The sequence below is a fragment of the Paenibacillus sp. JJ1683 genome (genome assembly GCF_053006485.1).
Genome location: NZ_CM129820.1, coordinates 3305917 through 3318521 on the forward strand (window position 1 = coordinate 3305917; position 12605 = coordinate 3318521).

Here is a 12605-nt window from a genome sequence, read left to right on the forward strand (position 1 = left end):
CCATGTGTGAATCACAAACAAAGGTGTTAATTAACGAGCAAATTACGTTTTTCGGTGCAGGTTCAATGGCTGAGGCTATTATTCGTGGGATGACGAATCGTTCTGTCGTTAAACGTGGCGGTATTACCGTCATCAACCGCAGTAATCAGGCTCGTCTTGAAGAACTCCAACAGCAATACGGAGTATTGTTCCAAACTGAGGATGCAGCCAAAACGGAACTGCTGCGTCATTCTCCAGTGATCGTGCTTGCCATGAAGCCTAAAGATGCTGCCGGGGCACTTGGACAGCTCGGTCCCCTTCTGTCAGATGAACAGCTGATCATTTCGGTCATCGCCGGGTTGTCTATTCGTACCATGCAAACGTTGCTTGGTCGCAAACAGCCAATCGCACGAACGATGCCCAACACATCCAGTTCGATTGGACTGGGAGCCACAGGCATCAGTTTTTCCAAGGAGATCAGCGAAACTCAACGTAAAAACGTGCTTACGATGTTCGAATCCGTAGGTACAGTAACGGTTATAGAGGAAGAGAAAATGGATGTACTGACCGGCATTTCCGGAAGCGGCCCTGCCTATGTCTACTACTTAATGGAGGCGATGATTGCCGGGGGAATCCGCGGTGGCTTGACTCCTGAACAAGCGCATGAACTAACAGTGCAAACTGCGCTTGGCGCAGCACGCATGGTCCAGCAAACCGGAGAGGAGCCTTCTGCCCTTCGTCATAAAATCATGTCTCCTAATGGCTCCACGGTAGCTGCATTGGAAACACTGGACAAAGGTGACTTCTACGAAACGGTGATTGCGGCGGTGCAGCGCTGCGCTGAACGATCCCGCGAGATGGGAGCTGTACTTAAGGAGGGAATTGAGTGAGCTATTGCCTGGCGACCTACCGAATATACGATGACAAAGCTGATTTTAAGCAAAAGGCCCAATCTATTGCCATCGGCATGACGGTGGGCAGCTGGACTGAGCTCCCGCAGGCCAAGCGGGATGCGATGCAAAAGCATCTCGGCTCTGTTCAATCTGTGGATATTCACGATGGAGGTCCCGGTGAGCGGTACGCCGACTTAACGATCGCTTACCCGGATGTCAATTTCAGCCGTGATATTCCCGCATTGTTGGTTACGGTCTTCGGCAAAATTTCGATGGATGGCCGAATTAAGCTGACGAAGCTGGGTTTCTCGGAAGCATTCCTCTCTGCTTTTTCAGGTCCGAAATTCGGTATCAGCGGCTTGCGTGAGCAGCTTGGCGTGTATGACCGGCCTCTGCTCATGAGCATTTTCAAATCCATAATTGGGCTCAATTTGGACGAACTGCGTGAACAGTTTACCCGTCAGGCTCTCGGCGGCGTTGATCTGATCAAAGATGACGAGATCTTGTTTGAAAATGGGCTGACGCCGATTGAAAAACGTGTCGAAGCCTGTATCCGGGCTGCCGAAGCGGCTGAACGTGAAACTGGTAAAAAGCTGCTGTATGCCGCTAATTTAACCGGTCCAACCTCGCAGCTCAAGACGCAAGCCCTCAAGGCTATTGACGCAGGCGCGAACGCGTTACTGTTTAACGTGCTGGCCTATGGTTATGATGTGCTGCATGAGCTTAGCAGCGATCCCGCCGTTTCGGTACCGATTGCAGCCCATCCTTCATTAGCAGGTGCTGCATACCCATCACCTCATTATGGTATATCGGCGTCCGTCCTGCTTGGTCAGCTTATGCGGCTAGCTGGTGCTGATCTCGTTCTCTTCCCTTCCCCCTATGGCTCAGTGACAATGCCGCGTAAGGAAAACATGGCGATTCGCGACGAGCTGATCACCCCTGCTCTACCGCTGAAGACCAGCATGCCTGTCCCTTCCGCAGGGATACACCCAGGTCTGGTGCCACTCATTGTACGCGACTTTGGTACTGATGTGGTGGTTAACGCCGGGGGCGGTATTCACGGACATCCACTGGGTACGGAAGCTGGTGGGCGCGCTTTTGTGCAGGCGATTGAGGCGGTGCAGCAGAATGTCCCGCTGGCCCAATACGCCCGCACTCATCCTGAGTTGCAATCTGCGCTCGACACCTGGGGAGGCGAACGATGAGCACAGCCAAGAAGCCCGTCATTTTTTGTGATTTTGACGGGACCATTACGAACAGTGATAATATTGTCGCTATTATGAAGCATTTTAAGCCTGTGAGCTATGAGCCCATCATGCATCAAATTGTGAACGGGCATATGTCCATTCGTGAAGGCGTAGGTGCGATGTTCGCCTTGATGCCTTCGAAGCTTAAGGAAGACGTTATCTCATATGTACTTGGACAAGCGGGTATACGTCAGGGCTTTGCACGCTTTTTGGACTTTGTACGAGAGCAGCAGATTGAATTTTTCGTTACTAGCGGCGGCATTGATTTTTTTATTGATCCATTGCTAGAACCGTTCGGCATCCCGCAGGATCACATTTTTTGCAACGGAGCGGATTTTTCCGGGGCTCACATCCAGATCACGTGGCCGCATCGGTGTGAGGAGCCATGTAAGAATGACTGTGGCATGTGCAAAACGACCGTCATTCGTCAATACCCTCCCGAGCAATACGAACGGATTTTGATTGGCGACAGCCTGACAGATTTTGAAGGAGCCAAAATTGCCGACCTTGTGTACTCCCGCTCACATCTGACATTAAAGTGTCAAGAGCTTGGCGTACCGCATGTACCCTTTGAGACATTTGACGATATTATCGAGGATTTAAAGCAAAAACAGGAGCAGGGGGTACTGTAATGAGTTTTAACTTGGCAGACATTTCGTTTGAGGAAAAACGCCGTTCACTGGAAGAACTCGCTGATGTCAAGGAGCTATTCGCCTCTCGCAACTGGTTCCCAGGTACAAGCGGTAATCTGTCGATCCGAATCGGTAATTTTCACCCAGAACAATTTTATTTTGCAGTCACCGCTAGCGGCAAGGATAAGACCAAACGTACTCCTGAGGATTTTCTGTTCGTAGACCAATACGGAAAAGCGGCAGAAGCCACAAACCTCAAGCCAAGTGCAGAGACGCTCATCCATTGCGAAATTTACCGCCTGACAGGCTGTGGAGCAGTTTTTCATGTGCATACCGTGTTTAACAACCTGATTTCCGAATATTACGGTGAGCAGGGCTTTGTACCTGTGCAAGGCATCGAGCTCATTAAGGCTTTTAACATTTGGGAGGAAAATGCCGCCATTCAGATTCCCGTACTGCCAAATTATGCTGACATCGCCTCGATTGCCAAGCTGGTATCAGACGTGCTGAATGATCAGGTTCCAGGCATTTTATTGCGTAATCATGGCATTTATGCATGGGGTCGTGATGTGTTTGAAGCTAAAAAGCATCTGGAGGCGTTTGAATTTCTGTTTGAAACGACCTATCGCTCCTTGCTACTGAAAACTTCAAAATGAATAAATTATATATATTAAAGATGCGTATCATTGAATGGTAAAAGTGGTCATTGAATGAATATTGAGAACGGTACCTAGCGAAAGCACGGAACGTTCTCTTTTTTATTTAAAAAAAGCAACCTATCCTACTGGCTACCTAAAAACTAACCTGTTTTCTCAAATGGACTTTTTTAATCCCATGAAGGTATCACTGAAAATTGAAAGGCAACCTGGGGTGATAAGTTGAGTAAAGAATTAAAAGATATAATATTAAGTTTAGAAAAGCAGTTAATGCATGCTCGAAGAGAGGATTTTGAAAAACTATTAGCTCATGACTATATTGAGTATGGTTCGTCGGGTAGAAAGTACGACAAGTCAATGCAATTAACCTTTTTAAAGAGTAGGTCTCCATTGAACCATATACCATTTATAATTACTGACTTTAACATAAGGTTGTTATCTTCAGAAATTGTGCATGCAACATACTGTACTGAGTCAAATGATACCGGAATTAAATCATTAAGAAGTTCAATTTGGAAATTAAATGAAGGGCGATGGCAAATGTTTTTTCATCAGGGTACTCCAACCAAGTAGAGACTCTTTTTAAACAATTGTTCTTCTAAATCCTACAATCCTCTCTGAACATTTCGTTGCCTGATAATTCTTTTATTCAATGTTGTAAAAAAAAACAACGTCCCCTATTGGGGACGTTCCAGCGTGAATTGCTCTCCTAGCTTTGCATAGTTGTTTCCAGCCAACCGACTCACCGGACGCAACTCCTTGGCAATCACATATGTATTTTGGTACGCTTCCTCTGATAAATGATACTGCACTACGCGCCCAATTAATAGGTCACAGGCAGGTGTGTCCTCCTTGCCTCCCAGCGGTATCACCTTCTCCAAAATACATTCCATACGTATTTTCGCTTCAGTCACACCGGGAACTGCAATTTTTGTACTCTTTATTGGGGTGAGACCTGCCAGTGTAACCTCACTCTCCTCCGGCGACAGACGAGAAGCCGTCACATTCACTGCCCCCACATTGTCTTCGTCTGTAATATGTACGACAAAAGCATTGTGCTCCATCGCATTACGCGCTGTATCTTTAGAAACTCCATCGACACGCTGTACGGATACAGACAGCAGTGGCGGCTCGGCGGCAACGATGGAAAAATAACTGAACGGAGCACCATTCAGCACCCCTTCGCTGCTCAAAGTCGTTACAAACGCTACCGGCCTTGGGATAATACTCCCGGTCAACAGCTTATAATTTTCACGCTCTGTAAGTGTGTCAGGATTTAAAGAAATCATTTTTCCCCTCTTTTCCGACTACATTCGCCTCGAATGTATATCATCAAGTTACGCCTGGTAAGCAACTACATCTTATAACCAGTCACATGGTGCAACTCAGGCTTCCCTAACAAGTATCGCGTGAATGATACAAAATGTAAAGCTGAAGCTAGAAGCCCTCTCTATTTTTCAATCACATTCCCCTGAATGTCACGCACAGTAACCGCTATTCCCTCAGGGACAGCAATGGTAACGTCAAGCTGATGATGTGTCTGCATAAAACGTGTGGGAACCTGGCTGAGAAGTACATATAGTGTGTCTCCAATTTGCTTTGTCTGATACAGCTCCGTTCCTTTGAAATCATCCTCATTGCCTGTATATATATAATTCCCGAACACATGCACCTCCGGTGAGGTGGTTGCGTCAATTTTGACCGCATAGGGATCTTCTCCCTGTACAATCACCTTGGTCACTCCGGCAGGCAGTTTTTCATGCCAGTCTGGGAGAGTCCTTGTTTCCTGAACCGAACTCATCATTTCTCTGACTTGCGGAGTGATGCCCAATGAGCTGACTAAGGCAAATCCGATACAACAAAAAACCAATATCGCCGTAATAAACATACTGAACAGATCATAGCGAATGCGCTCACGTGTCCCTTTCCAAGCGGTATACATTAAAATCTCCAGTCCCAGCAAAACAAACACGACAGGCCACCACGTCAACGCTTGATCCAGTATGCCCGCTCCCCAAAACTTAGACGCAAACGTTACGCCGCCCAGCAGTACCAGAAAAAGCCCCATGGACAGCCTTCCAACTTTCCACACACCTGTTGGAGCGTTTGAGCTCTTGGAGGTGCCATTCTTATGGGATGAAGTACCCAATAAACCTATTGCCCCAGTCACGTCGCTCTGAGAGTGATGGGCTCCCTTAAAGGAAGCCTCACTCTTTGAAAATTCAGTATCCATTCTATCGTTTCTCCTTTGCTCGCTTCAATTTGGAATTACCGATCATCATCCAAACACCGCCGCCAATTAATAGAAGGGAGACAATAATGGTTCTTAAATACATATCAACTAAATTGTAAATTTGTCCATCCGGGAACAGACGGTCCAGTGTCGGAACAAGTACGTTAATCAGGATGTAGTATGCACCTAGCAGAAGCAGTCCCAAGCCTACCCAGCGATGATATTGAGCAAACATACCGATCACAGGCTTGTCGATCAGCTGCTCCTGCCCATAACGGCTTACCTGCTGCAATGCATCAAAAAAGCTGTAAAACCAGACCACCGGGATTAGAAACAAAAAGAGTGAAAGATGCAGCACGTCCAGTATATAGATAAATCCTAAAAACAGTAGCATGAGCTGTAGTCCACGTTTTTGCAACCCAATATACATATGTCCGGCACCAGGAAATACCGATAAAATGGTAGCCAGCATTTTACTACGACGTCCCTCAACTCTTCCATGCTCCAGTTCCTCAAACAAAGTCCGGTCCTGAAGAATGTCTCCAGCTTGTTTACGATGTACATGCTGCACCGCATCAAACATGCAATACAGCCAAATAATCGGCAACACGCCTGCAAACGCCAAAAATCCGGATTCGTTTGTTATGCTAGTAATAAAGATGAGGATCGCACCAAAGCCAAAGAAGGATAACAGAAAAGACAAGCCACGCTGCATCAGCCCCAAATGAAGGTGCCCCAATCCCGGAATGAATGACAGCAAAATCGTAAAAAATCGTTCATTATCCGATCCTTTTTGAAAAACAGGTGATCCTGCCATACCATAGTATCCTTGTTGATAATACCCGGGACCAGATCCCATACCTCCCCCCGTGGTATTCGTGCCTGTGTCTGTTGCCCCCTCCGGTATCTCTCCTGATAACCCAGTCTGTCCATAAGACCCATTTGGAGAGTAGAAGCCATATGGATTAGAACCTGCATGAGGAGGATATGGAGCAGCGACAGCACGAGGATCATAACGTAACAAGCTAATCACGATATGCAGCATGCTAAGTCCCCATAAAAGGGCAGCAACAAATATACTAGCAAAAAAAGGCGTTCCGTCACTTGCTATCACTGACAAAAATATTCCTCCTGCCAGACATCCGAAAAACAAAATCGTATAGACAAACGCATTGGCTTTTCTGGTCCAGTAATAGTGTCCTACACCCGGAATGATGTTCAATAGAAATGCCAATAGCTTGCTTCGTTCCGTATAAGGCATCGCTACACTTCCTTTCTATTTATGGAATCTTGGTAAAATTCCCAACTGAAGGTTGATTTTAAACTTGTTCATATTACCCTTAAGTTATTTAGGGCTTTAATTTATCGAGCCAGGTTGTCGTAGCTTGCATGACTTCTTCACTGTAAGAGACGCGTTCTTTTGAAGGAACTGGCTTATTGCCTGTTTGCGGCATCATTTTGTCAAAGGCTCCACTGGATAGCAAGATCAACGTCAGACTTGCGGCAATAACATAGTGGAACACAGGTTTCTCAAACCAGCGACGTTTTTTAAACATAATTTGACTCGGTTCAGCTTCTATATCGGGAAGAACGGCCATTACCTGATCTGTGAAGCGCTCCGTATCCATCCAGGCAGAGTGTTCTTCCAATGTCGGCTCTAATTGCTCCAGTGCGACAAGATATAGCATCAGCGCTTGTTCATCTTCCAACAAGAGCTTTTCCAGTCGGGTAGATTCCTCTATCGAACAAGTTCCTGTAATGTATGCATGCCAGTCATTCGTTTGCCCTTCCATCCACGGTCTATCCTGTTGGTCAGTCATTGCCATTCCTCCTCCTTCCAGTGATTCCGAATCCATAGTCGTGCCCGATAGAGTCTGGACTCTACCGTTTTTAAAGCTACCTGCGTCTCTTCTGCTATTTGATCGTAGGTTTTGCCCTGCATATAGTAGGCTTGAATAATATCTCGATGCTGCTGGGGCAACTGGGCGATTTTTTGTAATAGTTCTACCGTTTGCTCTTCACGGATGAGACGGGCCAATACATCTTCATCCGGGGAAGGGAGCTGCACAAGGGATTGTGCCACGTCTATAAGCTCTGCGGGTCGCCTGTCTTGTTTGCGTTTAATATCCAGCGCTTTATGGAGCGCAATTCGGCTCAGCCACGTTTTAAACCCTTCGTTCCGGTACTGGGGGAGAGACTTGTACACTTGAACGAACGCCTCCTGCGCGGCATCCTCCGCTTCCTTGCTGTCATGCAGTACCGAATAGGCCACATGAAATACATGCTTGCTGTACAGCTCTACGATCTCACGGAACGCCTGCCGATCACCGGACCGGATTCGTTCAATGATTCTCTCTATATCAATGACGCTCTCCCCCTTCCCAATACTATAGACGCCAGGAATTTTTCTTCCCCTGCATATTTCTAAAAAAAATTTAAAAAGGACACACCCTCCTAATCGGAAGGGTGTGTCCTCTATCATTAAAGTCTACTTGCTCACTTTAAATTTCTGCCCTACATTACATGTTGCACAAGCGATACTCCGCGTTGTCCATGTATCGCCATTTCAATGTGACAGCCATAGCGCATCAATTTACTACCTAAAAGGCTCAGTTTGCTACTTTAATTGCGACCGCCACCACGGAATCGCTGGGCATATTCTTTCGCATCCTGTGCATTACGAACCCGGTTTCGGCTCCACTCTAGCAGAATGCGATCTATATACCGGAAATGTACCTTCCCAGCAAATACCGCTTCCTTCAGGGCCAGCAAAATAAGCTCCTCCGGATACCGATCCTGATCCACCCAACTGCTGATCGTCTCATATTCCATCGGTGATAATGGTCGGCCGAATTCTTTCTCAAAAATTGTGAATAAATTTCGTTCTTCTGTAAGTGGAGATTCCGATACTCCATTCAGTAAATCCGGCTTCCCGGCAAACAAAATGTCATCTTCATCGTGCTGCTCCGAACGCTCGGCGATCATACATTCAGCCAGCTTGCGATACAGACCCGCCAAGTTATAACGTTCAAATTGGACGGATGAACTGCGGTCCTCCACGGAATCTATTCGCAAAAACCCTTCTTTCATGAGCTTACTGAAATAAAGCGCGATTTCGTTTGCAGTGCACCCAATTCGAGCCTGCAATTGCTCCCATGTCGGAAATTCATTACGTTCCGCTTGTTTAAATGCAAGTAACTGCATCAGTAGCAGCATTTCACCATCCGTCAGCCGAAGCGTCCGATAATGCTTGAGCAAAGCGTAGGGAATTTGAACCATTCCGGTTTCCATAGCATAGGCTACTCCCTCCGCCCATTCTGCCGCTGATGTCTTATCAAATGATCCTGTCATTGATTATGGATACAAACGATACAGCATACGTGGGAACGGAATCGTTTCACGTACATGATCGAGTCCACAAATCCATGCTACTGTACGCTCCAGACCCAATCCAAAGCCAGAATGCGGAACGGTACCATAGGTGCGCAGATCCATATACCATTGGTAGGCTTCACGTGCCAGGTTATGCTCGTTAAAACGTTCTTCCATCAATGCTGGATCGTCAATTCGTTGGGAACCCCCGATAATTTCGCCATAACCTTCAGGAGCGATCATATCGGCACACAGAACAACCTCTGGGCGGGATGGGTCAGGTTTCATATAGAATGCTTTAATGTGAGTCGGCCAATGCGTAATGAACACAGGCTTGTTATATCTTTCGGCAATAGCTGTTTCATGAGGAGCACCGAAGTCTTCTCCCCACGGGATGTCGAATCCTTCACCTTGAAGGAAGGCAATCGCCTCATCGTACGTAATCCGTGGAAACTCGCCTTGAATTTGCTCCAGCTTCGAAACATCGCGTCCGATAGCTTCAAGCTCCTTCGCACAATTTTTCAGAACAGACTGCACGATATGGCTTACAAACTGCTCCTGAACGCGCAAGGATTCTTCGTGATCCACAAAAGCCATCTCAGGCTCGATCATCCAGAACTCAATCAGGTGACGACGTGTTTTGGACTTTTCCGCACGGAAGGTTGGACCAAAGGAATATACTTTACCCAGCGCCATTGCCGCAGCTTCCATGTACAGCTGTCCGCTTTGTGTCAAATAAGCATCCTCGTCAAAATATTTGATGTGGAACAACTCAGTTGTACCTTCCGCAGAAGAAGGAGTCAAAATAGGCGGGTCTACCTTCGTAAAACCGTTGCCGTTGAAAAATTCCTGTACAGCACGGATAATTTCCGCCCGTATGATCAGAACCGCACGTTGCTTGGCGGAACGTAGCCACAAATGGCGATGATCCATCAGGAAATCTACACCGTGCTCTTTTGGGGTAATCGGGTAGTTTTCGGTCAAATGAATGATTTCAATACCTGTAACCGTTAATTCATAGCCCGATTGACTGCGCGGCTCCTCTCGCACGATTCCAGTTACATAAAGGGAGCTCTCTTGTGTCAGGGATTTGGCGTCATTCCAAATATCCTCAGACACTTCGCTTTTTACGATAACCCCTTGAATATACCCGCTACCATCACGTAGTTGCAGGAACTGAATTTTACCGCTAGACCGCTTATTGTTTACCCAAGCGCCAATTGTAACCGTTTCCCCTACATGGCGACCCACTTGGGCAATCGTACTTTTATTTGTCATGACCGTCTCTCTCCTTGAACCGAAAATCAAACAGCCCTCCCCCTTGGGTTAGGCTGTTTGCTCTCGCTGTTTGGTGCATGTGGTACTTAAACCATAGTTCCACATGTATAAAGTTTACACTTACGGACCGAACTACTGAACCAGACGGAACGTGTCACGGGCAATTACCAGTTCTTCGTTTGTTGGAATGATCAGTACTTCTACCTTTGAATTTGCAGTTGTAATCCGGCGAATCTCGCCAGAACGAATAGCGTTCAATGATTCATCCAGCTCGATACCGAGGAATGTCAGTTGTTCCAACACTCTCTTACGCAGAACGATGGAGTTCTCGCCTACGCCTGCTGTAAATACAATTACGTCTACTCCGTTCATTGCGGCAGCATACGAACCAATATACTTGCGCAGACGGTATTCATACATTTCAAATGCCAATGTAGAATTAGCTTCGCCTTTTTCCATACCTTCAGTGATTTCACGCATATCACTGCTGATACCAGAAATAGCTAGAAGTCCACTATGCTTGTTCAGCATCGAATTGACCTCATTGACAGTCAATTCTTCTTTGTTCATGACATAAGGTACGATTGCTGGATCCAAATCACCACTACGAGTACCCATCATCAGTCCTTCCAGTGGAGTCATACCCATGGAAGTATCTACAGACAAACCGCCTTGAACTGCTGTTACACTACCACCATTACCGATATGGCAAGTGATAATCTTCAGGTCTTCCAAAGGACGGCCGACAAATTTGGCAGCTTCCTTACTTACAAAGTCATGGGAAGTGCCGTGTGCACCGTAACGACGTACCTTGTACTTATTGTACAACACTCTCGGTATGGCGTACATATAAGCTTTTTCTGGCATGGTTTGATGGAACGAAGTATCAAATACCACAACTTGTGGTACTTCTGGCATATTCAATTCAGCCGCTTTAATCCCCATCATGGATGCTGGGTTATGCAGTGGAGCCAGGTCGAACAAGCGACGGATTTCACTCTTCGCTTCAGGAGTTACGAGCGCTGACTGTTTGAAGATTTCGCCTCCATGAACCACACGATGGCCCACAGCCTGAATTTCGCTAATGCTGGAGATAACACCATGCTCTGCATCTGTGAGTGCATTCAGCACTTTACGGATGGCAGTAGTATGCTCCAAAATTTCGCTAACTTCAGTGTATTCTTCCTTATTGGTTGGTTTATGCGTCAGAATTGAAGAGTCCATACCGATACGCTCTACCAATCCTTTTGCCAAAACGGACTCGTCCGTCATATCATACAATTGGTATTTCAGGGAAGAACTCCCTGCGTTGATTACGAGAATTTTCATATCCGGTCACCATCCTTGTCATACTTAAAGAAGCCTTCGCCCGATTTCACGCCCAGATTACCTGCACGCACCATTTTCTTCAGGACGATGGACGGACGGTATTTCAGTTCGCCAAATTCACGGAACATCCGCTCCAAAGCAGCCAAAACGGAATCCAGACCAAAGCGGTCAGCCATTTCCAAAGGACCGTTTTGGAAGTTGTAGCCGATGCGCATAGCATCGTCAATATCTTCCGCAGAAGCTACGCCCTCTTGAAGTACATGAGCTGCTTCGTTAATTAGCAGACAGATAATCCGGCTAGTTACAAAGCCAGGAGATTCATAAATCATGACTCCTTTTTTCTCCACGATTTCTTCTACGAACATTTTCGTGTTTTCAAAGGTATCGTCTGAAGTTTTCAAACCACGAATAATTTCTACAAGATCAATACGGGATACTGGATAAATAAAGTGCATACCAATAACACGCTCTGGATACTTGGTCGAGCTGGCAAGCTCGGTCAGGCTCAGCGTGGATGTATTACTTGCAAGAATAATGTTGCTTGGACACACATGATCCAGCTCTTGGAAAACAACTTTCTTCTCGTCCAGATTCTCTGTAATGGTTTCAATGACCATATCACAGCTAGCGAGCTCCGCCAGATGGGATACTTTTTCAATGCGAGATAAAATCAGTTTTTTCTCTGCTTGGGTGATTGCCCACTTTTCCAGTTGCTTGTCTAGACTTGTTTCAATCATATTATAAGCGTAGTCTAGTTTCTCTGGTGTCTGCTCTACTAGCAGCACATCGATTCCTTTGGACGCGAGCATTTCAGAAATACCTTGTCCCATGGTGCCGCCGCCAATGACGCCGATTTTTTTAAATTGCATGGTTCTTAACTCCACCCTTTCCTGGTCACTCTCATATATTGTATCCTTCTTTGTCGAAAAATACATGTTTATGTCCCAATAGATAATAATATCTTAGCACGGACTAAAAGTAAAAAA

Annotated in this window: 14 protein-coding genes; 5 read left to right on the top strand and 9 right to left on the bottom strand. The window is 46.3% G+C overall.

Annotation, left to right across the window (positions count from 1 at the left end):
- Window positions 1-2 precede the first annotated feature (2 nt).
- From proC to ACUC6J_RS14090, 5 genes are all read left to right on the top strand, one after another.
- Window positions 3-869 (top strand): pyrroline-5-carboxylate reductase, encoded by an 867-nt coding sequence (proC, locus tag ACUC6J_RS14070; RefSeq protein ID WP_016822162.1) that lies wholly within the window; start codon window positions 3-5, stop codon window positions 867-869.
- Window positions 866-2077, top strand: a complete 1212-nt coding sequence (locus tag ACUC6J_RS14075) for a 2,3-diketo-5-methylthiopentyl-1-phosphate enolase (protein ID WP_016822163.1) — start codon at window positions 866-868, stop codon at window positions 2075-2077. The genes proC and ACUC6J_RS14075 overlap by 4 nt, the downstream gene beginning before the upstream one ends.
- Window positions 2074-2751 carry a 2-hydroxy-3-keto-5-methylthiopentenyl-1-phosphate phosphatase gene (locus tag ACUC6J_RS14080; RefSeq protein WP_447249004.1) on the top strand — a complete coding sequence of 226 codons (678 nt, stop codon included), beginning with the start codon at window positions 2074-2076 and terminating at the stop codon, window positions 2749-2751. The genes ACUC6J_RS14075 and ACUC6J_RS14080 overlap by 4 nt, the downstream gene beginning before the upstream one ends.
- Window positions 2751-3407 (top strand): methylthioribulose 1-phosphate dehydratase, encoded by a 657-nt coding sequence (locus ACUC6J_RS14085; RefSeq protein ID WP_340864923.1) that lies wholly within the window; start codon window positions 2751-2753, stop codon window positions 3405-3407. The genes ACUC6J_RS14080 and ACUC6J_RS14085 overlap by 1 nt, the downstream gene beginning before the upstream one ends.
- A 222-nt stretch (window positions 3408-3629) precedes the next feature.
- Complete coding sequence (locus tag ACUC6J_RS14090) at window positions 3630-3980, top strand: nuclear transport factor 2 family protein (protein WP_447249005.1); 351 nt, start codon at window positions 3630-3632, stop codon at window positions 3978-3980.
- Window positions 3981-4084: 104 nt separating this feature from the next.
- Here ACUC6J_RS14090 and ACUC6J_RS14095 read toward each other — a convergent pair whose 3' ends face one another.
- From ACUC6J_RS14095 to ACUC6J_RS14135, 9 genes are all read right to left on the bottom strand, one after another.
- Complete coding sequence (locus tag ACUC6J_RS14095; protein ID WP_025365106.1) at window positions 4085-4696, bottom strand: flavin reductase family protein; 612 nt, start codon at window positions 4694-4696, stop codon at window positions 4085-4087.
- Between the two features lie 161 nt (window positions 4697-4857).
- Window positions 4858-5640: a hypothetical protein gene (locus ACUC6J_RS14100; RefSeq protein ID WP_447249006.1), complete on the bottom strand. Its 783-nt coding sequence runs from the start codon at window positions 5638-5640 to the stop codon at window positions 4858-4860.
- Window position 5641: 1 nt separating this feature from the next.
- Entirely contained in the window at window positions 5642-6901 is a 1260-nt protein-coding gene (locus tag ACUC6J_RS14105) for a multi-tm2 domain protein (RefSeq protein WP_447249007.1), read from the bottom strand.
- Window positions 6902-6989: 88 nt separating this feature from the next.
- Entirely contained in the window at window positions 6990-7460 is a 471-nt protein-coding gene (locus tag ACUC6J_RS14110) for a hypothetical protein (RefSeq protein ID WP_263560426.1), read from the bottom strand.
- Complete coding sequence (locus ACUC6J_RS14115; protein ID WP_340864928.1) at window positions 7457-8122, bottom strand: RNA polymerase sigma factor; 666 nt, start codon at window positions 8120-8122, stop codon at window positions 7457-7459. Before ACUC6J_RS14115 ends, ACUC6J_RS14110 begins: the two co-directional genes overlap by 4 nt.
- A 140-nt stretch (window positions 8123-8262) precedes the next feature.
- Complete coding sequence (locus ACUC6J_RS14120; RefSeq protein WP_447249008.1) at window positions 8263-8991, bottom strand: DnaD domain protein; 729 nt, start codon at window positions 8989-8991, stop codon at window positions 8263-8265.
- A gap of 3 nt (window positions 8992-8994) precedes the next feature.
- On the bottom strand, window positions 8995-10290 hold the full coding sequence (gene asnS / locus ACUC6J_RS14125; RefSeq protein ID WP_016822173.1) for an asparagine--tRNA ligase: 1296 nt from the start codon (window positions 10288-10290) through the stop codon (window positions 8995-8997).
- Between the two features lie 132 nt (window positions 10291-10422).
- Window positions 10423-11619, bottom strand: a complete 1197-nt coding sequence (locus tag ACUC6J_RS14130) for an acetate/propionate family kinase (RefSeq protein ID WP_013371630.1) — start codon at window positions 11617-11619, stop codon at window positions 10423-10425.
- Window positions 11616-12488, bottom strand: coding sequence for a 3-hydroxyacyl-CoA dehydrogenase family protein (locus ACUC6J_RS14135; protein ID WP_013371631.1), 873 nt, complete (start codon window positions 12486-12488; stop codon window positions 11616-11618). Before ACUC6J_RS14135 ends, ACUC6J_RS14130 begins: the two co-directional genes overlap by 4 nt.
- Between the last annotated feature and the right edge of the window lie 117 nt (window positions 12489-12605).

Coding starts and splice junctions, on each gene's coding strand:
- proC (WP_016822162.1), top strand. CDS start 3: ATGTGTGAATCACAAACAAAGGTGTTAATTAACGAGCAAATTACGTTT.
- ACUC6J_RS14080 (WP_447249004.1), top strand. CDS start 2,074: ATGAGCACAGCCAAGAAGCCCGTCATTTTTTGTGATTTTGACGGGACC.
- ACUC6J_RS14085 (WP_340864923.1), top strand. CDS start 2,751: ATGAGTTTTAACTTGGCAGACATTTCGTTTGAGGAAAAACGCCGTTCA.
- ACUC6J_RS14095 (WP_025365106.1), bottom strand. CDS start 4,696: ATGATTTCTTTAAATCCTGACACACTTACAGAGCGTGAAAATTATAAG.
- ACUC6J_RS14100 (WP_447249006.1), bottom strand. CDS start 5,640: ATGGATACTGAATTTTCAAAGAGTGAGGCTTCCTTTAAGGGAGCCCAT.
- ACUC6J_RS14105 (WP_447249007.1), bottom strand. CDS start 6,901: ATGCCTTATACGGAACGAAGCAAGCTATTGGCATTTCTATTGAACATC.
- ACUC6J_RS14110 (WP_263560426.1), bottom strand. CDS start 7,460: ATGACTGACCAACAGGATAGACCGTGGATGGAAGGGCAAACGAATGAC.
- ACUC6J_RS14115 (WP_340864928.1), bottom strand. CDS start 8,122: ATGATAGAGGACACACCCTTCCGATTAGGAGGGTGTGTCCTTTTTAAA.
- ACUC6J_RS14120 (WP_447249008.1), bottom strand. CDS start 8,991: ATGACAGGATCATTTGATAAGACATCAGCGGCAGAATGGGCGGAGGGA.
- asnS (WP_016822173.1), bottom strand. CDS start 10,290: ATGACAAATAAAAGTACGATTGCCCAAGTGGGTCGCCATGTAGGGGAA.
- ACUC6J_RS14130 (WP_013371630.1), bottom strand. CDS start 11,619: ATGAAAATTCTCGTAATCAACGCAGGGAGTTCTTCCCTGAAATACCAA.
- ACUC6J_RS14135 (WP_013371631.1), bottom strand. CDS start 12,488: ATGCAATTTAAAAAAATCGGCGTCATTGGCGGCGGCACCATGGGACAA.